Source organism: Sinomonas sp. ASV486 (assembly GCF_030908215.1).
GTDB lineage: Bacteria > Actinomycetota > Actinomycetes > Actinomycetales > Micrococcaceae > Sinomonas > Sinomonas puerhi.
This window is the reverse complement of sequence record NZ_JAVFJK010000001.1, coordinates 124614-146381: the sequence shown is the minus strand read 5'-3', so window position 1 is coordinate 146381 and position 21768 is coordinate 124614. Positions and strand designations below refer to the sequence as shown.

The 21768-nt window shown below is 69.7% G+C and carries 22 protein-coding genes and 2 tRNA genes; 5 read left to right on the top strand and 19 right to left on the bottom strand.

The features are described from left to right. Positions 1-7 precede the first annotated feature (7 nt). Both RBS60_RS00635 and RBS60_RS00630 read right to left on the bottom strand, forming a co-directional pair. Positions 8-442 carry a MaoC family dehydratase gene (locus tag RBS60_RS00635; protein ID WP_307955979.1) on the bottom strand — a complete coding sequence of 145 codons (435 nt, stop codon included), beginning with the start codon at positions 440-442 and terminating at the stop codon, positions 8-10. 23 nt (positions 443-465) lie between these two features. Beyond that, a complete protein-coding gene (locus RBS60_RS00630) occupies positions 466-915 on the bottom strand; it encodes a MaoC family dehydratase N-terminal domain-containing protein (RefSeq protein WP_307955580.1) in 450 nt (149 codons plus the stop codon). Between the two features lie 103 nt (positions 916-1018). Here RBS60_RS00630 and RBS60_RS00625 point away from each other — a divergent pair, with 103 nt between their 5' ends. From RBS60_RS00625 to RBS60_RS00615, 3 genes are all read left to right on the top strand, one after another. Continuing rightward, on the top strand, positions 1019-1528 hold the full coding sequence (locus RBS60_RS00625; protein WP_307955579.1) for a hypothetical protein: 510 nt from the start codon (positions 1019-1021) through the stop codon (positions 1526-1528). 62 nt (positions 1529-1590) lie between these two features. After that, positions 1591-1989, top strand: coding sequence for a metalloregulator ArsR/SmtB family transcription factor (locus RBS60_RS00620; protein ID WP_307955578.1), 399 nt, complete (start codon positions 1591-1593; stop codon positions 1987-1989). Between the two features lie 35 nt (positions 1990-2024). After that, positions 2025-3695 (top strand): SulP family inorganic anion transporter, encoded by a 1671-nt coding sequence (locus RBS60_RS00615; RefSeq protein ID WP_307955577.1) that lies wholly within the window; start codon positions 2025-2027, stop codon positions 3693-3695. Between the two features lie 74 nt (positions 3696-3769). Here RBS60_RS00615 and RBS60_RS00610 read toward each other — a convergent pair whose 3' ends face one another. The 5 genes from RBS60_RS00610 to RBS60_RS00590 all read right to left on the bottom strand — a co-directional run bounded on the left by RBS60_RS00610 (position 3770) and on the right by RBS60_RS00590 (position 7510). Further along, entirely contained in the window at positions 3770-3994 is a 225-nt protein-coding gene (locus RBS60_RS00610) for a DUF3188 domain-containing protein (RefSeq protein WP_307955576.1), read from the bottom strand. 17 nt (positions 3995-4011) lie between these two features. Continuing rightward, complete coding sequence (locus tag RBS60_RS00605) at positions 4012-4902, bottom strand: CoA ester lyase (RefSeq protein ID WP_307955575.1); 891 nt, start codon at positions 4900-4902, stop codon at positions 4012-4014. A gap of 81 nt (positions 4903-4983) precedes the next feature. Then, positions 4984-5151, bottom strand: a complete 168-nt coding sequence (locus RBS60_RS00600) for a hypothetical protein (protein ID WP_307955574.1) — start codon at positions 5149-5151, stop codon at positions 4984-4986. Between the two features lie 113 nt (positions 5152-5264). Continuing rightward, entirely contained in the window at positions 5265-5711 is a 447-nt protein-coding gene (locus RBS60_RS00595) for a pyridoxamine 5'-phosphate oxidase family protein (RefSeq protein ID WP_307955573.1), read from the bottom strand. A 68-nt stretch (positions 5712-5779) separates the two neighbouring features. Next, a complete protein-coding gene (locus tag RBS60_RS00590) occupies positions 5780-7510 on the bottom strand; it encodes a glycoside hydrolase family 13 protein (RefSeq protein WP_307955572.1) in 1731 nt (576 codons plus the stop codon). 78 nt (positions 7511-7588) lie between these two features. Here RBS60_RS00590 and RBS60_RS00585 point away from each other — a divergent pair, with 78 nt between their 5' ends. Continuing rightward, positions 7589-8791 (top strand): ROK family protein, encoded by a 1203-nt coding sequence (locus RBS60_RS00585; protein WP_307955571.1) that lies wholly within the window; start codon positions 7589-7591, stop codon positions 8789-8791. Between the two features lie 11 nt (positions 8792-8802). Here RBS60_RS00585 and RBS60_RS00580 read toward each other — a convergent pair whose 3' ends face one another. From RBS60_RS00580 to RBS60_RS00540, 9 genes are all read right to left on the bottom strand, one after another. Beyond that, positions 8803-9765: an aldo/keto reductase gene (locus tag RBS60_RS00580; RefSeq protein ID WP_307955570.1), complete on the bottom strand. Its 963-nt coding sequence runs from the start codon at positions 9763-9765 to the stop codon at positions 8803-8805. Continuing rightward, on the bottom strand, positions 9762-10784 hold the full coding sequence (locus RBS60_RS00575; protein ID WP_307955569.1) for an acyltransferase: 1023 nt from the start codon (positions 10782-10784) through the stop codon (positions 9762-9764). Before RBS60_RS00575 ends, RBS60_RS00580 begins: the two co-directional genes overlap by 4 nt. A gap of 382 nt (positions 10785-11166) precedes the next feature. Then, on the bottom strand, positions 11167-11487 hold the full coding sequence (locus RBS60_RS00570) for a hypothetical protein (RefSeq protein WP_307955568.1): 321 nt from the start codon (positions 11485-11487) through the stop codon (positions 11167-11169). A gap of 185 nt (positions 11488-11672) precedes the next feature. Beyond that, positions 11673-11746 (bottom strand) — tRNA-Met (locus RBS60_RS00565). Positions 11747-11750: 4 nt separating this feature from the next. Further along, positions 11751-11822: transfer RNA gene (locus tag RBS60_RS00560), tRNA-Thr, on the bottom strand. Between the two features lie 327 nt (positions 11823-12149). Further along, positions 12150-14243 carry a DEAD/DEAH box helicase gene (locus RBS60_RS00555; protein WP_307955978.1) on the bottom strand — a complete coding sequence of 698 codons (2094 nt, stop codon included), beginning with the start codon at positions 14241-14243 and terminating at the stop codon, positions 12150-12152. Positions 14244-14569: 326 nt separating this feature from the next. Next, entirely contained in the window at positions 14570-15223 is a 654-nt protein-coding gene (locus RBS60_RS00550) for an MOSC domain-containing protein (protein WP_307955567.1), read from the bottom strand. 38 nt (positions 15224-15261) lie between these two features. Further along, positions 15262-15960: a response regulator gene (locus tag RBS60_RS00545; protein WP_307955566.1), complete on the bottom strand. Its 699-nt coding sequence runs from the start codon at positions 15958-15960 to the stop codon at positions 15262-15264. Then, on the bottom strand, positions 15957-17597 hold the full coding sequence (locus RBS60_RS00540) for an ATP-binding protein (protein WP_307955565.1): 1641 nt from the start codon (positions 17595-17597) through the stop codon (positions 15957-15959). The genes RBS60_RS00545 and RBS60_RS00540 overlap by 4 nt, the downstream gene beginning before the upstream one ends. A 136-nt stretch (positions 17598-17733) precedes the next feature. On the opposite strand from RBS60_RS00540, the gene RBS60_RS00535 reads away from it, so the two are divergent. Further along, positions 17734-18168 (top strand): hypothetical protein, encoded by a 435-nt coding sequence (locus RBS60_RS00535; protein ID WP_307955564.1) that lies wholly within the window; start codon positions 17734-17736, stop codon positions 18166-18168. Here RBS60_RS00535 and RBS60_RS00530 read toward each other — a convergent pair. From RBS60_RS00530 to RBS60_RS00520, 3 genes are read right to left on the bottom strand one after another with little or no spacing between them, the layout of a single operon-like run. Beyond that, a complete protein-coding gene (locus RBS60_RS00530) occupies positions 18165-19109 on the bottom strand; it encodes a cytochrome b/b6 domain-containing protein (RefSeq protein WP_307955563.1) in 945 nt (314 codons plus the stop codon). The genes RBS60_RS00535 and RBS60_RS00530 overlap by 4 nt on opposite strands. Before the next feature lie 40 nt (positions 19110-19149). Then, entirely contained in the window at positions 19150-20349 is a 1200-nt protein-coding gene (locus RBS60_RS00525) for a cystathionine gamma-synthase (protein ID WP_307955562.1), read from the bottom strand. 11 nt (positions 20350-20360) lie between these two features. After that, positions 20361-21746: a cystathionine beta-synthase gene (locus RBS60_RS00520; RefSeq protein ID WP_307955561.1), complete on the bottom strand. Its 1386-nt coding sequence runs from the start codon at positions 21744-21746 to the stop codon at positions 20361-20363. Positions 21747-21768 lie beyond the last annotated feature (22 nt).

The window sequence follows — 21768 nt, the reverse complement described above, 5'->3', positions numbered from 1 at the left end:
GCCGCGCTCAGGCGAGCCGGACGAGCGCCTGCGCCTTGGTCAGCACGCGCTGGCCGGCCGCGGTCACCATGAGGTCGATGCGGGCGGTGCGGGCCTCGGGATCGAGCGTCCCCACGGTGCCGACTACCTCGAGGACGGCGCCGGGATCATCGGTGCCCGTTGTGTCGGCCACGGGAACTGGCTTCGTGAAGCGCGTCTGGTAGTCGAGGACGGCGCCGGGATCGCCGGCCCAGTCGGTGACGAGCTGGACGGCCGCGCCCATCGTGAACATGCCGTGCGCGATCACGCCGGGCAGCTCGACGGAGACGGCGAAGTCGTTGTTCCAGTGGATCGGGTTGAAATCGCCCGAGGCGCCGGCGTATTTCACGAGGTCGGCGCGCGTCACCGCGATCTCGCGGCGGCCGATCTCGAGGCCCGTCTCAAGCTGGTCGAAGACAGGCATGACGGCGGTGCTGTTCTCTGCGCTCACTGGCCTTCTCCCCGCACGAGAATGGACGATGTCGTGGTGGCAACCGGGGAGCCGTCCTCCGCCGAGATCTCCGCGCGCGTCGTGACCATCGCCCCGCCGCCCATCGCCCGGACTTTGTCCACATGGAGCTCAGCCGTCAGCCGGTCCCCCGCAACAATCGGCCGGTGGTGCGTGAAGCGCTGCTCGGCGTGGACCACGCGCGAGAAGTCGATGCCCGATTCAGGGTCCGCGATGAGCTGCGCGTCGGCCCGCTGGGCGACGATGATCGCGAAGGTCGGCGGCGCCACAAGGTCGGCGTGCCCGAGGGCATGGGCGGCGTCGACGTCGTAGTGCGCGGGGTGCCCGGCCTTGACGGCACGGGCGAACTCGCGGATCTTCTCGCGGGCAACGTCATACACCTCGGCGGACGGATACACGCGGCCGGCGAGATCGGGGTTGATGGCCATGGGGAAAGCCTAGCGGGCCCGGCCGACAATCTGCGGCGGGTCTGGTCGCGACATCGGTCCCCGCGTAGCGTGCTGAGCAGGATCGACCAGGTGGAGGTTCGACGTGCCGGATGCGGGACTGCTGCTCCAACTCGCGGAGATCGCTGGCATCTTCGTCGGCTTCGGTGCGCTTATCAGCGTGCGGAGCGCTGATTCGAGTGACCCGTTCGTCGTCTCGACGATACGGTACGTCACGTGGGTGGGAGTCTGGGTCCTGATCTCCTCCCTCGCCCCGGTGGCTCTCAGCCGATTCGGTCTAGCCGGACGCACTCTCTGGCTCCCGTGCGCTCTGCTCGCACTCGTCGTCTTCATCGTCTTGTGGCTGACGGATACCTTGTCTCCCGAATCGAAGTCGTTCGGGAAGATGACCGCCAGGCCGCTGCTAGGGCTCAGGACACTCTACCTAGGCGTCGGAGGGCCCCTCGTGCTGGGGCTCGTCGGCTCGCTCGTCGTCGTGGCCCTGGACATCTGGCCCGAGGCAGCGCAGGGCCTCTACTTCGCGGCTGTCTCCTCGGGAATCGCGCTGGCCGGGTTGACCCTTCTCACCGTGGTCTTCATCGCACCGCACAGGTGAGAGCATCTCCTGCGATATGATGAATTCATCAAATCATCATATCGCCACGGGAGGACCCGCCCATGTTCAGCGACCGCGAGGCCCCGCTCTACGAGATCAAGGCGAACCTGTTCAAGGGCCTCGCCCACCCGGCGCGGATCCGCATCCTCGAGATCCTCGCCGACTCCCCCACCCAGTCGGCGCCCGTGAGCGAGCTCCTCGAGGGAACCGGGCTCGAGGCCTCGCACCTCTCCCAGCACCTCGCGACGCTGCGCCGGCACCGCGTCGTCACGAGCGTGCGCACGGCCAGCACCGTGACCTACTCGCTCGCCCACCCGAAGATCGCCGAGCTTCTGGCGATCGCCCGCACCTTCCTCCTCGACAGCCTCGCGGACACCCGCGAGCAACTCGAGGCGGCGTCCGCGCTGCCCGCTGTCGGCATCGTGGGCGCCGCAGCGACGCACGACGGCGCCGCCCGGTGACCGCCGTCGGCTCGCCGCGCGCTGGGCGCAGCCCGGTGTCCCATGCAGTGGTCCACGCCCTGACCGCGGCCCGCTCACTCCTGCCCCACCGCTCGGACTACGCCTCGCTGCGCAAGACGTGGCGGGGCGACCTGCTTGCCGGCCTGACGGTCGGTATCGTTGCCCTGCCCCTCGCCCTCGCGTTCGGCGTGAGCTCCGGAGTCGGCGCCGAGGCAGGACTCGTCACGGCGATCGTGGCCGGGCTCGTCGCCGCCGTCTTCGGCGGATCGCACGTGCAGGTGTCCGGACCCACGGGCGCGATGGTCGTGGTGCTCGCACCGATTGTGGCGACCCACGGCGTCGGGGCCGTCGCCCTCCTGTCCGTCCTGGCCGGCGTCATCGTCGTGCTCCTCGGCGCGACACGGCTGGGGCGAGCCGTCGCGTACATCCCGTGGCCCGTCGTCGAGGGCTTCACGCTCGGCATCGGCGTCATCATCTTCCTCCAGCAGGTGCCGTCCGCGGTGTCCGCGCACGTCATGCCGGGGCAGAACACCGCCGTTGCCGCATTCGAGGCGCTGGGAGCCGCTCCATGGCCGCGCGCGGTGGCGAGCGTCGGCGTCGTCGTGTTCGTAGCGGCGGTGACGCTCCTCGTGCCTCGCCTCCACCGGGCATTCCCCGCGAGCCTTATTGCGATCGTGGCCGCCTCGTTCGGGGCGGCGCTGCTCGGGCTCGACGTCGAGCGGATCGGTTCGCTCCCCCCGTCGCTCCCCGCGCCTTCACTGCCCGGCCTCGCCGACCTGCCGGAGCTCACTGGGCCCGCGGTGGCCATCGCTGCGCTCGCGGCAATAGAGTCGCTCCTCTCGGCGCGGGTCGCCTCGGGGCTTGCCGGCCCGGACGGACGGGCCACTGGGCCCTACAACCCGGACCGCGAGCTCGTGGGCCAGGGGCTCGCATCGCTTGCGGCGGGATTCTTCGGCGGCATGCCCGCGACGGGCGCGATCGCCCGCACCGCGGTCAACGTCCGTTCAGGCGGGCGGTCGCGGCTCGCGGCGATCGTGCACGCGCTCGTGCTGCTCGGCGTCGTCTACCTCGCGGCACCTCTCGTCGCCCAGATTCCCCTCGCGGCCCTTGCGGGCGTGCTCATGGTGACGGCGGGCCGCATGGTGTCGGTCCGGACAGCGCGCCGCGTCCTCGGGTCCACACGGCATGATGCGGTGGCGTTCGTCCTGACGGCGGTGATCACGGTCTCGTTCGACCTCATCGTCGCCATCCAGATCGGCCTTGTGGCGGCGGCCCTGCTCACGCTGCGGCAGTTCGCCAAGCTCGGCGGTGTGCGGCGGGAGCCGATCGTCGGCCCGGCCCACGACGGCGACGAGCGCATCGCCGTCTTCCGGCTGGATGGCCTCATGTTCTTCGGCGCCGCGGAGCGGATCCTCTCCGAGATCTCGGGGCTGTCGTCGGCCCCGGGCATCGAGGTGGTGGTGCTGCGGCTCTCACAGCTGCGATATCTCGACGCAACGGGCGCTCAGGCGCTCGTCGAGGTGATCAGGCTCCTCGAGGCGCGCGGCATCACCGTACTGCTCAAGGGCGTGCAGGAGCAGCATCTCCATCTCGTGCAGCGTGTGGGCGTCATCGCCGAACTGCGGCACCACAGGCACCTCTTCGACTCGCTCGACGACGCCGTGGAACACGCCCGCAGCCACGTGCACCGCGCCCGGAGCGTCTGAGGTCACCTCGTGGGAGCCACCTCAAGTGACGCTCAGGACGTGACCTTCAGGAGATGACCCTCAGACGCAGGGGGCTACTGCTTGAGGCGGCGCTTCGCGTCGCGGACCCGGATGCCAAGCCCCGCAAGGTGAGTGACGAGGCCGACGCCGATGATCGCCATGGACGCGTAGACGAGCCACGTGATGTGGCTCAGGTTGGCAATGACGGTCAGCACGATCCCGACGCCCAGGAAAGCCATGCCCGAGAACACAACCTTCTTGTACAGCGGCGACGCCGTCTCCCAGAAGTCGTTCGTCACGGGGTCCCTGTCCGCGCTCAGACGGCCGGCTGGACGCCGAAGGCGTTCGCGAGCTTCATGATCTTCTCGGCGCGGCCGAGACGCGGCAAGTCGGAGCCGTCGCGGATCACGCGGCCGCTTGCCTCGAAGTCGTGCATGAAGTCGGAGGCCCACGCGACGTCGGACGGCGTCGGGGAGATGACCTCGTTGATCACCGTGGTCTGGTCGATCGCGAGGCACAGCTTGCCAGTCATGCCCATCATGACCGTGATGGCGCTCTGCTCGCGCAGGATCGGGTGATTGGTGCCCACCGTCGGGCCGTCGATGGGCCCCGGCAGGTTGCCCACCCGGGAGGCGACGACAAGCTTGGCACGGGGGTAGGCCATGGCCTCGGGGGTCGCAGCCATGCCGGTGTCCCGGCGGAAGTCACCCGAGCCGAAGGCCAGGCGGAAGGCGCCCTGGGCCTTGGCGATGTGGTTGGCCTCCTCGATGCCCACGGCGGACTCGACGAGCGGGATGACCGGAGTCTTGCCGTCCATACGGTGGAAGCTCTCGGTCACCTGATCGGCGGACTCCGTCTTGGCAAGCACGACGCCGAGCAGGCCCGGATTGCCGCGCAGGCCGGCGAGGTCATCGGCCCAGAAGGGGCTCGTGGCATCGTTCACCCGCACCCATGCGCGTCCGCCGTCGGCGAGCCACCGGGACACGTTCTCGCGGGCGTCGCCCTTGTGCGACGGATCGACGGCGTCCTCGATGTCAAGGATCACGGCATCCGCGCGCGAGGCGGCGGATTCTCCGAAGAGCTCCGCCTTCATCGCGTTGACCAGGAGCCACGACCGGGCAATCTCGGGGCTGACCGAGCGCACAGGGCGGCCGAATCGCTCTTCGCTGGCCGGACGGGTCGAATCGGCGGAGGCAGTTGACGTCATAGGCCAACCGTATCGCCGAGGGCACCCCCGCCGCACATCCGGCCCCCGCCGCGGCCTGGGTGCCGCGGACCGCGGGTCAGATCACCGGGCGCCGAGCGCGTATCGGGCGGTCCAGCCCCCGCAGGCTTCCCACCATCGGATGCCTGCGGGTAGGCCCACCGAGACCGGTTTGACGATGGGATTCCGCGAGTCGGGCTTGGACTGTCCCTCGGGCGCGGCTGGGGACAGGGATGCGTCATACTCGGCCATCAGATTCTCCTGACTAGTGTCCTGTCGAAGAATCGGGCTCCCCAGCCGGCTCGATGACTCCAGACTGACGGCGCAACCGTTTTTATGTCAAGCGATTTTATGAACTGGCGCTCCTACCGCGCAAGATAGACGCGTCTGCCGGTGAGGCGGTCCGCGTCGATCCGTACGAAGTGGTCGCGCACTCCCCCGGCCCACGGCTCCTCCACCATCTCGCCGAAGAGCGCAGTCAGCTCGTCCGAGTCATGCACGGCCTCGGCGCGGCCGCTGACCAGCACCGACCATCCGGACTGCGTGGCCGGATCGGCAGCGTCGAGCTGGAGCGCCACGCCGCCCTGTGGCAGGCCGCGCGCCACGGTGCCATCCGGGGTAGTGCGGAAGTACAGCGCGCCAGAGTGCACGAGGTACCGGACCGGATACACGGCCACCCGGCCGTCGTCGACGAACGCGAAGCGCCCGATGCCGGTGGAGCCGAGCAGTGACCAGCACTGCTCGACGTCCAGCTCATGATCCTCGTGGCGAGCCTCGTGCCCATACCGGAAGCTTGAGCCGACCTCAGACATTGTGCCCTCCTAGAGTGATCCCACCCTAGGTTGGCATGCCGCCGCCCGAGACGGAAGTGCCGTTCGGCCTATGGCACGCGCACCCACGCCGTCGCGTCGGACGGGAGCTTGCCGCCCTCGACTTCGGCCGTTGCGAGGAGCACCTCGCCCTCGGGAAGCGCCGCGGCGGCCGGCCCGAAGTTGGTCACGACGTGCCAAGCGCCCTGACCGGACCCCGGGCGCACGAAGTGGAGGACGTCGTCGTCCGACGACTCGGCCCATTCGAGGTGTTCCGCCCCCTCGAGCTCGTGCCGGAGCGCAAGCGCGCGGCGGTAGAACGCGAGGGTCGAGCCCGAGTCCGCCTCTTCCGCACTCACCGCGTAGTCCTTGAACCACGCCGGCTGCGGAAGGTGTGCCTTGTCGGTGCCGAACCCGAACGACGTGCCCTCTGCCGGCGCGGCCTCCCAGGGGATCGGCACCCGGCAGCCGTCACGGCCCACGTCGACGCCCCGGTTGCGGAAGAACGTCGGATCCTGACGGTCCTTCTCAGGAATGCGGCCGACCTCCTGGAGCCCGAGCTCCTCGCCCTGGTACAGGTATGCAGAGCCCGGCAGCGCCAGCATGAGCGCCGTCGCGGCCTCGGCCCGACGCAGGCCCAGCGCGGCGTCGACCTCGGCGGGATCCCCGCCGTCGAGGAGCCATTCCTTGCCGTCTGCGCCGGCGCCGCCCCGGCCCGAGCCCTTGGGGAGGCCGTACCGGGTCGCGTGCCGGACCACATCGTGGTTCGAGAATACCCACGTCGAGGAGGCACCGGTCGCCGCGGCCTCCGCAAGGTTCTTCGTGATGATCTCCCGGAACTGGCCAGCGTCGAAGTCCGCCTGGAGCAGGTCGAAGTTGAACGCCTGCCCGAGGCCCTCGGGCGAGGCGTACTTGGCGCGGCGGTCCGCGTGCACCCACGCCTCGGCGACCGCCGTGCGCGGCGGGTTGTACTCGTTGAAGACCTTGCGCCATTCGGCGTAGATCGAGTGGACCTCGTCGCGGTCCCACAGCGGGTGCTCGCCCGAGGCGAAGAGGTCGGCCCGGTGGATCGTCTCGAGGTCGTCGTGGGCCGCGTCCATGTCCTTCTTGAGGCTGTGGGCCACGTCAACGCGGAAGCCGTCCACACCCCGGTCGGACCAGAAGCGCAGCGTGGTCAGGAAGTCCTCATGGACCTCGGGGTTGTCCCAGTTGAGGTCCGGCTGCTCTTTGGCGAAGAGGTGGAAGTACCACTGGCCGGGAGTGCCGTCGGCCTCGGTGACGCGCTCCCAGGCCCCGCCGCCGAAGATCGAGGTCCACTCGTTGGGCGGAAGCTCACCGTTCTGGCCGCGGCCCTCGCGGAAGATGTAGCGCTCACGCGCGGCCGAACCGGGCGCCGAGGCCAGCGCCTCCTGGAACCACACGTGGCGGTCCGAGGTGTGGTTCGGGACGATGTCGACGATGACCTTGATGCCCGCCCCGTGCAGGGCAGCGACCATCGCGTCGAAGTCGTCGAGGGTGCCGAGGCGGGGGTCGACGTCGCGGTAGTCGTCGACGTCGTAGCCGCCGTCGGCGAGAGCGGACGGGTAGAACGGGCTGAGCCAGACGGCGTCGACCCCGAGCCTGTCCAGATACGGCACGCGCGAGGTGATGCCGGGGATGTCACCGATGCCGTCCCCGTTAGAGTCAGCGAAGCTGCGGGGGTAGATCTGGTAGACGGCCGCCTGGCGCCACCAGTCGGCAGAGGGGTTCGTGAGGTCCTGCTGAACGGTGGCGGGCACCGGTCCTCCTGTTCGGGGGTTCATCTTCGGGGGTTTTATATTTAGACTCTAAATCAAAGCCGCAGACCATTATTCTGCGGAACCGAGGGGGAGGTCAAGGGGATGCGGACAGGACCGGCGGCCGGGCCCCACGTCGTCCGGCTCGCCAACGCCGACACCGTGCTCCGCCGCCTGCGCGATGCCGCCGGCGCCGGCCTCACAGCGAGTGAACTCGTCGGGGCCACCGGCCTCACACGCGCTACGGTCATCGCGGTATGCGACGATCTCGTGGGCCGTGGCTGGGCTCTCGAACTCTCCACCGAGCGCGCCGACGGGACGGCTCCCGGCCGTGGCCGGCCTCCCCGCACGTTCGCGTTCCGCGCAGACGCGGGCGTCGTCATCGGCCTCGACATGGGGGCGGGAAAGACGACGGCGCTCGTCGCGGACCTCCTCGGCACCCCCGTGGCCACCGCAAGCGGCACCTTCCCCGCGGGAGCACCGGGCGAGGAGCGGATCCGGATCGTGGGCACGACGGCGCTCACGGCCCTCGCTTCGGCCGGAATCCCACCGGGACGGGTCCTCGCCGTCGGGGCAGGCATCGCGGCTCCCGTGGACCGCGACGGCCGGATCGCGGCCGGTCAGGGCTTCTGGCGGCAGTTCGATGTGGGCCTCGCGGACGGCCTTGCCGAACGCCACGGCTGGCGGGTGATCCTCGAGAACGACGCCAACCTGGCGGCCCTGGCCGAGCAGTGGCGCGGCGCGGCGCGCGGTGTGGACGACGTTGCGGTGGTCCTCGCCGGCGAGCGCCTCGGCGCTGGTCTCCTCGAATCGGGACGGCTCCTGCGGGGCAGGCACGGTGGGGCCGGGGAGCTCTCCTTCCTGAGCCTTGTCTCGGGCGCGGAGGGCCCTCACGGCATCGGGCAGCTGGCCCGCGCCTGGGGCGCCGAGGAGGCACTCGCACCTGCAGGCCTCGCGGGCCTCGCGCCCCGCGAGGTGACGGCCGAGGTGGTCTTCGCCGCCGCACGCGACGGGGACCCAGGCGCCCTCCGGGTCCTCGGTCGGCTCTCCGAGCGGATGGCCCGCGTCGTGGCGGTCCTCGGCACGCTCCTCAATCCGGAGCTCGTGGTACTCGGCGGGGCCGTCGCGGATGCATCGTCGGCGCTCCTCCCCGGGATCCGCGGCGCGCTTCCGTCGCTCACGGACACCCCGCCGCGCGTCGAGGTCTCCCCGCTCGGCGGCGGTGCCGTGGCGCTCGGTGCCGTGCGCCGGGCCCTCGACGACGTGGCCGAGCGGGCGCTCGACATCAGCCTGCCCACACCGGCCTGACACCTGGCGCGTCAGGGGATGGGACGGCCTCGCGCGGCTGTGAAGAGGGCGAACCACTCAGGTCCGGTCATGGCCTCCGCGACCTCCTGGGCGCCCGCGCACGCCCGGATCCGCTCAGGTGTCGAGGACCCGATTACGGGCGAGATCCCCGCTGGGTGCCGCATGAGCCATCCGAGCACGATGGCCTCGCCCGTGGTGCCGCGCTCCTGGGCCATCCGCGCCACGAGGTCGGAGGTGGCGAGGTCCGCCTCGGCGCGTTCGCCGACGGAGTCCCCGGGCGGCGTCGTGCGTCCCGTGAACCTGCCGCCAGCGAGCGGCGACCACGCCTGGACCTCTGCGCGGACGCGCGCACAGTGCTCGAGCGTCCCGTGCGGGAAGCTGACCGCGGCGCCCTCGGGGTGGTTGACGAGGATGCCGCTTTCGACGAAATCGTGCCGCCCGAGGCTCAGCTCGAGCTGGTTGGCCGCGAGCTGAACGGGAAGATGCTCCTGGAGCGCGGCCATCTGCGCCCCGGAGAAGTTCGAAACGCCGATCCCCTTGATGAGGCCCTCGTCGAGCAGGCGCACGACGGCGCGCCCCACCTCGGCGGGGTCGGCGAGCGGATCGGGCCGGTGCAGGAGGAGCTGGTCCAGGCAATCAGTGCGCAGTCGGGTCAGGATGCCCTCGACGCCCGAGCGGATCGCGTCCCCGCTCAGGTCATAGCGTGCACCGAGTCCGCGCTCGGCAAGGCGGATCCCGACCTTGCTCTGGATCCAGATCCGGTCCCTGAGGCCGGGCCGGGAAGCCAGGACCTCGCCGAAGACGGCCTCGGACGTTCCACCGCGGTAGATGTCCGCGTGATCGAACCGCGTGATGCCGATCGCCAGGGCGGCATAGACCGCCTCGGCCGCGCGTGCGGCGTCGTCCTCGGTGTAGTGCGAGGAGCCCCACGCGCCGCCGAGGCCCATGCAGCCATAGATCAGTCGAGAAGTCACACCGGAAGCTTAGCCCGGAGGCCCTTCACGAGCGGCTTGGTCACGGCGAACGCGATTGCGGCGAGGAGGAGCGAGGCGGCCGCCGAGATCCCTCCGACGCCGAGGAACTGGGTGCCTGCGAGGACGCCGAACAAGCAGAGGACGGGGTAGTGCCAGAGGTAGATCTCGTAGCTGATCCGGCCCACGTACGTCAGCGGCGGAAGCGAGAGCACGCGGCGGATCACGCCGTTCGCGCCGCCTTCCCCGCCACGGGTCATGGCGACAATCAGCAGGAGGGCGCCCGCGGCCGCGGCGAGCGTGTCCACCGTGGTGAGCGGAACCAAGGAGGAGTGCACCACGGAGAAGGCGATGAGGCCCAGGCCGGCCACGCCGTGCCAGGCCTGCGCACGGGCGTCCGAACGGCGCAGGACGAGGGCCAGCGCGCAGCCCGCGAGCAGGGCGCAGGCCCGCAGGATGACGGACATGTGTCCGGTGACGGCCTCGATCGTCAAGGCCGTGGCTGCCAGTGCAAAGGTCGCGATCAGCGCGGCAGCGAGGGCGCGGCGCATACGGCGTCCGTGGACGGTGCGGGCGCCCTTCACGAGGAGGATCAGGGCCACGGGCCAGACGAAGTAGAACCATTCCTCGAGCCCGAGCGTCCAGGTGTGGGCATAGGCCGAGATGCTGTCTGCGCCCGTCTCAGCTCCCACCGGCATGAGGTAGAACAGGGCCATCACAGTGCCCCAGAGCGCATTGCCGAGCCCCATGAGCACCGAGATCGGCACGAACACGACCACGAGCATGATCAGCAGCGGCGGGTACAGCCGGACCGCGCGGCGGACGTAGAACCGACGCAGCGAGATACGGCCGTTCGAATCGTGCTCCTCGAGGAGGAGCGTGGTGATGAGGAAACCCGAGAGGACGAAGAAGATGTCGACGCCGCCCGCGCCGCCGAAATGCAGCGGCATGACCGCGTGGTAGACCACGACGAGGGTGATGGCAAGAGCGCGGATGCCGTCGAGCGCTGGTACGTGGCCCAATCTCCCCGCGCGGGGTCGGGCCGGCGCTGCTGTGGTTAGGGTCGTTGCTGCCGTCATATTTTCCTCTCGTCGGGTCCGACAGAGTGTAGCGGACCCGTCTTGAGGGGCCTTTGAGGAAGGCATTACCCGATCTCGGGCAAACGAAAAGGACCCCCGGTTTTCCGAGGGCCGCCGATCGGGACGAAGTGGACCGTGAACCATGCCGCGGCGCGCGGGACGAACGTGCAGGCAGCCGGACTACGGGGCGAACAGCTCGAGGACGCTCCGGTCCCTCAGCGCATCATGCAGGAAGACCCGCCCGTCCTCGGCCCAACGCACAGGGGGAAACGGAGCGCGCGACGATGCTCGGTCAGGAGGGAACGGAGCGCGCGACGATGCTCGGTCAGGAGGGCCACGGATTGAACGCGCGCAGCTTGGCCTCCTCGAGCTCGGCAGCATGTACGCGCCGGCTCGCCGCGCCGTAGCCGATCATACCGCCGATGAAGAGCATGACGCCCAGCAGGAAGACGAGGGGTGAGATCCCGACAAGGCCGAGGAAGGTGATCACCGCCGCCCCGATCGTGAAGAGCATCCACAGCGACTTCGAGCGCTCGGCCGACCGCGACAGGCGCCGTGTGACCGCTATAGCCGCCTCGAGCCTCTCGGCTGCAGCGCGCTGCGGATCGTAGGGCTGCCGGTATTGGGGCTGGGGAGTCTGCTGCATGGCCGGGACCGCTTTCGTAAAGACGGGGGATTAACTGCCCATGGTGCGCGCGTCCCTTGCGAACCGTCAAGGTAGCGGAAAAGGTACCCAGGCAACAGTGTCACGGCCACAGTCGGCCCATTCTCTATATCGGCCGATCTACTGCGGATACGACAATGGCCCCGGAAATCCGGGGCCATTCGCCGTAGCGGTGCCGGGACTCGATCCCGGGACCTCACGATTATGAGTCGTGCGCTCTAACCAGCTGAGCTACACCGCCAGAGAGCCCCCCACGGGAATCGATCCCGTGACCTCCATCTTACCAAGATGGCGCTCTACCACTGAGCTAGGGGGGCAACAGACAGATACTTTACCGGACGGGCCGCAGCCTCACCAAATCGGGCGACGCTGTCCTCTCCGTCCGGATCGAGGGGTGCAGGCGCTCCGCACGCAGCCGATGAAGCTTCGGGTACGGGGCTGACTTTGGGACTGCCCGAGAGCCGTAGCGCGACCGTTTCAACCTGCGCTTGGGCGGCTGTATCCTGCGCGGCCCGCGGAATGCAGCGAGCCCGTTCCCGGAAGGCTCCCGGGAACGGGCTCGAAGGGGGTTGATCACCTCGTCAGAGGCAGGCGCCCAGTGGCGCCGGAGCGCTGATTCACACGGTCACCACTGATTCACACGGTCACCACTGGCGGCCGCGGCTGCCGTCCTTGCTCTGGCGCGGCTTGCGGGGAGCGAAGTTGCCGCGGTCGTCGCGGCCGCCGAAGCCACCGCGGTCGTCGCGATCACGGCCGCCGAAGCCACCGCGCGCGCCGAGGCCACCGCGGTCTCCGCCGCGGTCGTCGCGGTCGCGGCCGCCGAAGCCACCGCGGTCTCCGCCGCGGTTCCCGCGGAACCCGCCGCGCGAGCCGCGGTCGCCGTCGTCCGCGCGGGCGGGGCGGCGGCCGTTGTCGAGCTCGAGCCTGATGAGCTCGCCGCCGATGCGGGTCTTCGACAGGGCCTTCCACTGCTCAGAGCTGAGATCGGCGGGAAGCTCGACGAGCGAGTGGTCGGCGCGGATGTCGATCCCGCCGATCTGGCTCGAGCTGAAGCCGCCCTCGTTGGCGAGCGCGCCGACGATCGAGCCGGGCATCACGCGGTGGCGGCGCCCAACGGCGATCCGATACGTCGCATTGCCTTCGGTGAGCGAACGGGACGGGCCGCGGGTGCCGAAGCCGTCCTTGTTGCGCTCGCGCTTCTGGAACTCGGGGGCGGAGGGGAGCTCCTTGACGAAGAACGGGGTGTCGCCCTGGACCATGACAGCCAGCGCGGCGGCGATCTCGGCCGCCGGCACCTCGTGCTCCTCCTCGTAGGAGGCGATGAGGTCGCGGAACATCGCGACGTCCTGGGACTCGAGGGTCTCGGTGATGCGGTCCGCGAACTTGCTCATGCGCAGCGAGTTGACCGTCTCGGCGGTCGGCAGGTGCATGGGCTCGACAGCCTGACGGGTGGCCTTCTCGATCGCGCGCAGGAGGTACTTCTCGCGCGGGGTCATGAAGAGGATCGCGTCGCCCTTGCGGCCCGCGCGGCCGGTGCGGCCGATGCGGTGCACGTAGCCCTCGGTGTCGTGCGGGATGTCGTAGTTGATGACGTGGCTGATGCGCTCGACGTCCAGGCCGCGGGCGGCGACGTCGGTCGCGACGAGGATGTCGATCTTGCCGTCGCGCAGCGCCTCGACGGTGCGCTCACGCTGCGCCTGGGCGATGTCACCGTTGATCGCGGCGGCCTGGAAGCCACGCGCCTTGAGCTTGTCGGCGAGGTCCTCGGTGGCCATCTTCGTGCGGACGAACGCAATGACGCCGTCGAACTCCTCGACCTCCAGGATGCGGGTCATGGCATCGAGCTTGTGGGAGCCCATGACCTGGACGTAGCGCTGGCGGATGTTCGTGCCGGTCGTGGTCTGGGACTTGACCGAGACCTCTTCCGGCATGTTGAGGTACTGCTTCGACAGACGGCGGATCTGCGAGGGCATGGTTGCGGAGAACAGGGCGACCTGGCGGCCGTCCGGGGTCTGCTGGAAGATGCGCTCGACATCCTCGGCGAAGCCCATGCGGAGCATCTCGTCCGCCTCGTCGAGCACGAGGTACTGAAGCCCGGAGAGGTCGAGGGAGCCCTTCTCGATGTGGTCGATCACGCGACCGGGGGTTCCGACAACGACCTGGGCGCCGCGACGCAGGCCAGCGAGCTGGGGGCCGTATGCCGAGCCACCGTAGACGGGCAGGACGGTGAAGTCCTCGAGGTGCTTGGCGTAGGAGGTGAACGCCTCCGCGACCTGGAGCGCGAGCTCACGGGTCGGAGCCAGGACAAGGGCCTGCGTGGAACGGGACGGGCCGTTGAGGTCGTGCAGCTCCGCGAGGCGGGACAGCGCGGGAACGGCGAACGCGGCCGTCTTGCCGGTGCCGGTCTGGGCGAGGCCGATGACGTCGCGGCCCTCGAGCAGGAGGGGGATGGTCGCGGCCTGGATGGGCGAGGGCTTCTCGTAGCCGACGTCGGTCAGGGCCGCGAGGATGCGGGCGTCGATCCCGAGGTCGGTGAATCGAACACCCTCATCGTCGTCGTCCTCGGACTTCGCGTCGGCCTTCGAGGCCTCGGCGGTGGCGGGGGTGACCTCGGCGTCAGAGGCGGTGACCTCAGCGGCGGCGGGGGTGACCTCGGCGTCAGAGGCGGTGACCTCGGCGGCAGGAGAGTCGGTGTGCTCGGGAATCTGGGGGGTCTCGGAGGGGGCTTCGAACAGCATTTCGGACAAGGGGTATCCTCGCTCTGGGGAGCCTGGGGGCTCGTCGGTCAGTTAACGAGCCCAGCGCTCTCTCAATCCCAGGCAGGGCTCTACGCTGCGTCCGGCACCACAATGCACCCGTACAGCGTTCCTTCAGCCGGACTCCCCTATGCAATTGCCCGCTCTGCGGCGGGCCCCAACACGCTACCGTCCTGCCTCAAGAATTGGGCAGAAAAGGGAATTCCGGAAAGTGGGGGATGTAAAGATCATACAGGACGCACGACGCCGCCCGCTCGCCGCCCGCCGTCGGGCGAGGGTGAACTTCAGCACACCCTTCGCGCCGACCGCTAGTCGGCGACGCGCTCGGCCACGGTGAGGACGTACCTCCGCAGCGCCGGGGCGAGCCGGACGTCCCCCTCGGCCTCGGCATCGAGGAGGGCCTGTGCCATCTCGCGCGTGGGTTCGGCGAGCCACTCGCCCACACGGACCCCGTGGCCGGGGATGTTCTCGACGCTGAAGGTCGTGCCAGCACCGATGTCCCCTGGGGTGACGACCCTCAGGTACGCCCCGGAGAGGCCAGCCCGGGTGAACCATGAGACCCAGCCGTCCTCCCCCATGCGCCGGGCGAACGTGGCGCACGGAATGCGGGGCATCGTGACCTCCAGCACCGCGCCTGACGAGAAGCGCCAGCGCTCGCCGATCACGGCATTGCTCGCGGTGATGCCCTCGACCCTCAGGTTCTCGCCGAAGAGGCCCGCGGGAATCTCGCGGCCGAGCTCACGGGCCCACAGGGCGGCGTCGTCCTCCGAATACGCGTAGACGGCCTTGTCCTCGCCGCCGTGATTGGCCCGGTCGGCCTGCACATCGCCGTAGAAACCGAGCCGCCGGACGCGGACCGGGCCCTCGACGGGGCGCTTGTCGATTCCAGTGACGCCGACCGACCCGGCGTCGGGCAGGAGCTGATGGACTCGACAGACAGCGACGACGCGGGCGGTCTTCATGTCCACAGGGTACCCTCGCTGGTCCTTCGTAGCCCCTGTCACGGGTCGAAGCGGTAGCCCATGCCTGCCTCGGTGTGCAGGTGGCGCGGGTGAGCCGGATCGTCCTCGAGCTTGCGGCGCAGCTGGGCCAGATACACGCGCAAGTACTGGGTCTCCTTCTCGTACGCGGGTCCCCACACCTGGGTGAGGATCTCCCGCTGGGTCACGAGCTGGCCCGCGCGGCGCACGAGGAGCGCGAGGATGTTCCACTCGGTGGGGGTCAGGCGCACGTCGGCCCCCTTGAACAGCACGCGGCGCGCCGCGAGGTCCACGCTCAGGTCTCCTGTCTGCACGCGGGGCACCTCGCCCACGCGCGGCCCGCGCCGTGCGGCCGCCCTGAGCCGTGCGAGGAGTTCCTCGAGGCCGAACGGCTTGGTCACGTAGTCGTCGGCACCGGCGTCGAGCGCCTCGACCTTGTCCTCCGACCCGTGGCGCGCGGACAGCACAATGATGGGGAGGTCCGTCCATTCGCGCAGGCGGCGGATCACCTCGATCCCATCGATGCCCGGAAGGCCGAGATCCAGGACGAGGACGTCGATCGGGCGCTCCGCCGCGATCTCGAGGGCCGCCTCCCCCGTCGCCGCAGTCAGCGCCTCGTAGCCGTGGACGCGCAGGTTGATCTGGAGTGCGCGGGCGAACTGCGCCTCGTCCTCCACCACGAGGACGGTGGTCGGTGCGGCCCTGCCCGACGGGCTCATGCGCTAGTCCCCCTGGTCTCCGGGCCCGAGGACACCGCCCGGCCGGGCGGTACGCCCGGAGCGAGGGGAAGGGCGACCGACATCGTGAGCCCGCCCCCCGGCGTCTCCTCGGCCTCGATGCGCCCACCCATGGCCTCGACGAAACCCTTGGCCACCGCGAGCCCCAGACCCACGCCGCCTTTCGCGGTGTCGTCGCCGAGCCGCTGGAAGGGGCGGAACACGAGCAGCAGGTCCTCGGGCGGGATGCCCTCACCGTGGTCCACAACCCTCAGCACCCCGCAGGGACGGCCGTCTGCATCCTCGACGCCGCTACGGGACGTGATCTCGACGGGTGCTTCCGGGGCGTAGCGCAGCGCATTCTCGACAAGGTTTGCGACCACACGCTCGAGGAGCACCGGGTCCGCCTCGACGGCAGGGGCATTGGCGGGGATGAGGTCCACGACCCGTTCCTGGCCCGCGACCCCGCGCGACACGACCTCACGCCACGCGACGGGCCTCAGGAGCGGGCGCACGTTGTCCGCCGAGATGCGGGACATGTCCAGGAGGTTGTCCACCACGTGGGAAAGGCGGTCCGTGTAGTCCTCGATGGTGCCCAGGAGCTCCGCTTCCTCCTCGGGCGTGAAGTCGACCGAGGACTGACGCAGGCTGCTCACGCTGAGCTTGATGCCCGCCAGGGGGGTGCGCAGGTCATGCGAGACGGCCTGGAGGATCGCAGTCCTGATCGAATTGCCTTCCTCGAGCCGCCGGTTGGCCTCCCGGCTGCGCGCAAGCTGGGCCCGCTCGCGCATGGCCACGAGGTACACCCCGAAGGCCTTGAGCGTCCGCCGCTCGCCGTCGTCGAGCGAATGGCCGCCCACGAGGAGGGTGTAGTAGCCGTCAGGCGCCACGGCATCATCCGCCGCTGCATGCGAGATGGGCGGCGCCTCCCCCGCCGTCGCCACGACGTCCCAGCCGGACACCGTCCGGGCCGCATCGGCGAGGGCCCTGCCGTGTCCCGTGCGGCCAGGAGAGCCGCTCCGGCCGGCTCCTCCCACGCCGTCATCGCGTTCGCCGCCGTCAGCCCCGCGTGTGCCTCCGGCGACGCCCCGGGAGATAAGGGCCACCGCACGCAGTCCGAGGGCAGAGCGCACCCGTTCGAGGAACTCGTCCATTCCTCCCGTGGATCCGAGGATGCCGAGCGCGAGGTCGCTCATCGCGCCGGCCTCGGCGGCGGCCCGAGTCGCCTGTTCGAAGCGACGCGCCGCGGCACCGACAGCCAGCGCGATCGTGCACGCGACGACGAGGAAAACGACGAGCCCCAGCGCCGCCTCCGGCCGAGCAACGCTCAGGCTCCCGAAAGGCTCGGTGGCGAACCAGTTCAGGGCGAGGTTGGCCACCACCGCGGCCAGGACAGCTGGCCAGAGTCCGCCGACGAGCGCCACCACGACGGTGGCCAGCATCTGGAAGAGGACGACGGTCACGAGCCCGCGGCCGCTGCGGTCCTCGCCCACGAGCCAGAGGGCCGCAGGCTGGACTGCGAGCGGCAGTACGACGGCGATCACCAACCCCACCAGCGTGCGCCGCCGGTCGAGGACACCCAACTCGGCAAGACGAAGGCGGTGCCCTGGCGCCGGGAGGAACGGAGTCCGATGGCTCATCCTGCCATTCTGGCAAACGGACCCCGGCGGCGTGAGGTGTGGCGCGCACGGCCCGATTCCGCGTCATGCGGCTGGCTGCACGTGCTCTCCTCCTTTCGGGGATCGAGAGGCGGCCCCATCAGGAGGAACAGAAGACATGATCGGCGAGACGACCGCGCGCGGAGAACCTGCGGAACGCGGACCACGGGGCGCGGGGGCAGGGACCCTCAAGGAGCTGTGCGCCTCCTTCGTCGACGGCTACCGCCGCCGGGACCCGGCGCTCCTCCTTGGCCTGTACCTCGACTCGGCACGGATCGTACCGGTCTGGAACGAGACGCACCCGGTCTCCCCCGCCGAGGACATCGAGGACCGCATGAGGCTAGGGTTGCCGATGCAGTTCCGGGTCCAGGACATCTTCGAGGATGGCGCACGCGCATATGTGCGCCTGGCCTGGTCCGTCGACGGCACGACGACGGACGGCACCGACCTCGAGCTCTCCGGCACAGCGTCCCTCGACTGCGAGAAGCGGGACCGCCGCTGGTACATCGCGTCGGAGTGGCTCAGGCACGAGGCACCCGGGCTCGAGGGCTAGTTCCGCGTCACCGTGCCCATGAGCGAGGCCACCGGCCGAAGGAACAGGGGCCGTGCAAGGAACCACAGGCCCACAACGACGAGCACTCCCACGGCGAACAGGATGAACCCGAGCCAGTCGTCGCCGTCATGCGAGGCGAACATGTGGTTCAGGTTCCGCAGGGCCCCCGTGGTGAGCACGAGGAAGACGTGCACGATGACGAAGAGCACAAAGAACGCCATGACCGGGAAATGCACCGCGCGCGCCCACTCGAGGGGGTAGGCCTTGTTGAGCCGCGGCGCCTTCTGGTTGGTGGGCCATGCGCCGGACATGCGCAGGCCCGTGACGATCGCCAGCGGGGCGGCAATGAACACGACCAGGAAGTACGTCAGCTGCTGGAGGGCGTTGTAGTTCAGCCAGCCGTCCTCGAGCGGCCAGTCGAGCGAGGCGTACTGGATCACCGCTGAGAGCGCGTGCGGGAAGATGCTCCACGTAGTCGGGACGAGGCGGACCCAGTGCCCCGTGGCGAACATGAGCACGAAGAACACCATCCCGCTGAGGACCCACAGGGCATCGAGGCACAGGTGGAACCACAGGTCGAGGCTGATCTTCTTGGGCTGGCCCTTCGTCTTGACCAGACCCTTGTTGTTGCGCTTCCAGTAGCCCTGCGGGCGTGTGGTGAAGCGCACCTGGAGGCCCGAGCGCACGATGAGGACCAGGAACATCAGATTGAGGAAGTGCAGCACGTTCAGCCAGGCAGGCAGGCCCTCAGGGGCCCAGTCCGGCAGGGGGGCGTGCCCGGGGTAGGTCGCGATGAAGTCCGAGACGGCCTGGGTGCCGCGCAGCAGCTTCGCGGCGAGCACCACGAGGGCGAGCACGACGACGGCGCCCACGCCGAACGCGGCCGGGCGGAACCACGGCGCCTGGGTGAGCGACGGCTTCGCGGGTGAGGTCTGCGGCATGGAAGGAGTCCTCTAGGGTGGGCGGGTTCGATAGAACGGGCTAGAGCCGTGCGATGGCCGCGTCGAGGTCTGCGATGAGGTCATCGGCGTCCTCGATGCCCACGGATAGGCGCAGCAGGTTCACCGGAACGGCCAGTTCGGTGCCCTTGACCGAGGCGTGCGTCATCTCCGAGGGGTAGTTCATGAGCGACTCGATCCCGCCGAGGCTCTCCGCGAGCGTGAACAGGCGTGTGGACTCGGCGACCTTGCGGGCCGCCTCCTCGCCGCCGGAGAACTGGACGGAGATCATGCCGCCGAAGCGGCGCATCTGCTTCGCCGCGAGCCCGTGGCCGGGATGGTCCGGGAGCCCCGGGTACAGGACCTTCTCGATGCCGGGGCGGCCCACGAGCCACTCGGCGATCTTCTGGGCGTTCTCCGAGTGGCGCTCCATGCGCACACCGAGGGTCTTGAGCCCGCGCGTGGTCAGGAACGCGTCCATCGGGCCGGACACCGCGCCCACCGCGAACTGCACGAACCCGACCTTCTCAGCAAGCTCGTCGTCGTTGACCACGACGGCGCCGCCCACCACGTCGGAGTGCCCGCCGATGTACTTGGTCGTCGAGTGGACCACGATGTCCGCGCCGAGGGCGAGCGGGTTCTGCAGGTAGGGAGACGCGAAGGTGTTGTCGACCACGAGGAGGGCCCCGGCGTCGTGCGCGATGTCTGCGATCGCCGTGATGTCAGAGATCTTCATCATCGGGTTGGACGGCGTCTCGACCCACACGAGGCGCGTCTCGTCCGTGCCTCCGGCGGACACCGCCGCGCGCACGCGGTCGAGGTCGGACATGTCCACGGGCCGGTTCGCAATGCCCCACGGGCCGAGGACCCTGGAGATGAGGCGGTACGTGCCGCCGTAGGCATCGTTGCCGAGGACGATCCGGTCACCGGGCGAGCACAGGGCGCGGATGAGGGCGTCCTCGGCGGCGAGGCCGGAGCCGAATGAGTAGGCGTGGTTGCCACCCTCGAGCGCGGCGAGCTGCTCCTGGAGCGCATCGCGGGTCGGGTTGCCGCCGCGGCCGTACTCGTAGCCGGACCGGAGGCCTCCGATCCCGTCCTGGGCGTACGTCGAGGAGAAGTGCAGCGGGGGCACGACGGCGCCCGTGCGCGGCTCGAACTCCTGGCCGGCATGGACGGCACGCGTGTTGAAGCCGGCCCGCTGAATCTGTCCGCTCTGCTGGTTGTGTTCGCTGCGCTCACCCATACTGCGTCACCTTACTTGTTGAGGTTGGCCAGGAGGTCATGGCGGGTCAGGATGCCGACGGGCGCACCGACGAAGGTGACCATGACGGCGTCCTGCTCGCTCAGCATCGCCTGCAGGGCGGCCTGCCCCTCGAGCGAGCCGATGACGGGCAGCCGCTCGCCCATGTGCTCGGAGATCTTGTCGGTCAGCTTGGCCTCGCCGCGGAACAGCCTGGCGGAGAGGGCGCGCTCGTCGACGGCGCCGAGGACTTCGCCCATGACCACGGGCGGCTCGGCCGAGAGCACGGGGAGGTGGCTCACGCCGTACTCGGTCATGATGTCGATGACGTCGCGGACCGTCTCGTTGGGGTGGGTGTGGATGAGGTCGGGCATCTGACCGGTCTTGCCCTTGAGCAGTTCGCCGACGGTCCGCTCCCCCTCGCCGGGGAGGAAGCCGTAGGAGCGCATCCAGTCGTCGTTGAAGATCTTGGCAAGGTAGCCGCGGCCCGAATCGGGCAGGATCACGACGACGACCGCTTCCTCGGGCAGGTCCCTCGCCGCACGCAGGGCTGCCACGACGGCCATGCCGGAGGAACCGCCCACGAGGAGGCCCTCTTCGCGGGCGAGCCGGCGGGTCATGGCGAACGACTCGGCGTCGTTCACCGCGAGGACCTCATCGGGGACCGACTTGTCGTAGTTCTCGGGCCACATGTCCTCGCCGACGCCCTCGACGAAATACGGCCGGCCCGTGCCGCCGGAGTAGATCGACCCCTCCGGGTCGGCGCCGATGACCTTGACCTGGCCGCCCTCCGACTCGGGGCGGTCCTTGCTGACGTCCTTGAGGTAGCGGCCCGTCCCGGTGATGGTCCCGCCGGTTCCCGCGCCGATGACCACGTGGGTGATCGTGCCGTCCGTGTCCGCCCAGATCTCGGGGCCAGTGGTCTCGTAGTGGCTTCCCGGGGCGCCCGGGTTGGAGAACTGGTCCGGCTTGAACGCGCCGGGGATCTCCTTCACGAGGCGGTCCGAGACGCCGTAGTAGGACTGAGGCGAATCAGGAGCCACGGCGGTGGGGGTCACGACGACCTCTGCACCGTATGCCGCAAGGACCGCCCGCTTCTCCTCGCCGACCTTGTCCGGGACCACGAAGATGCATTTGTAGCCCTTCTGCTGCCCCACGAGGGCCAGGCCCACGCCGGTGTTGCCGCTCGTGGGCTCCACGATGGTGCCGCCGGGGAGGAGCTTGCCGTCTGCCTCGGCCTGCTCGATCATCTTCAGTGCGATCCGGTCCTTGATGGAGCCACCGGGGTTGAGGTATTCGAGTTTGACCAGGACCGTCGCCTTGATGCCTTCGGTGACCTTGTTCAGCTTGACGAGGGGCGTGCGGCCGATGAGCTCGACGACGGACTTGGCGTACTTCACGCCCCAACTCTAACGGCTGGGC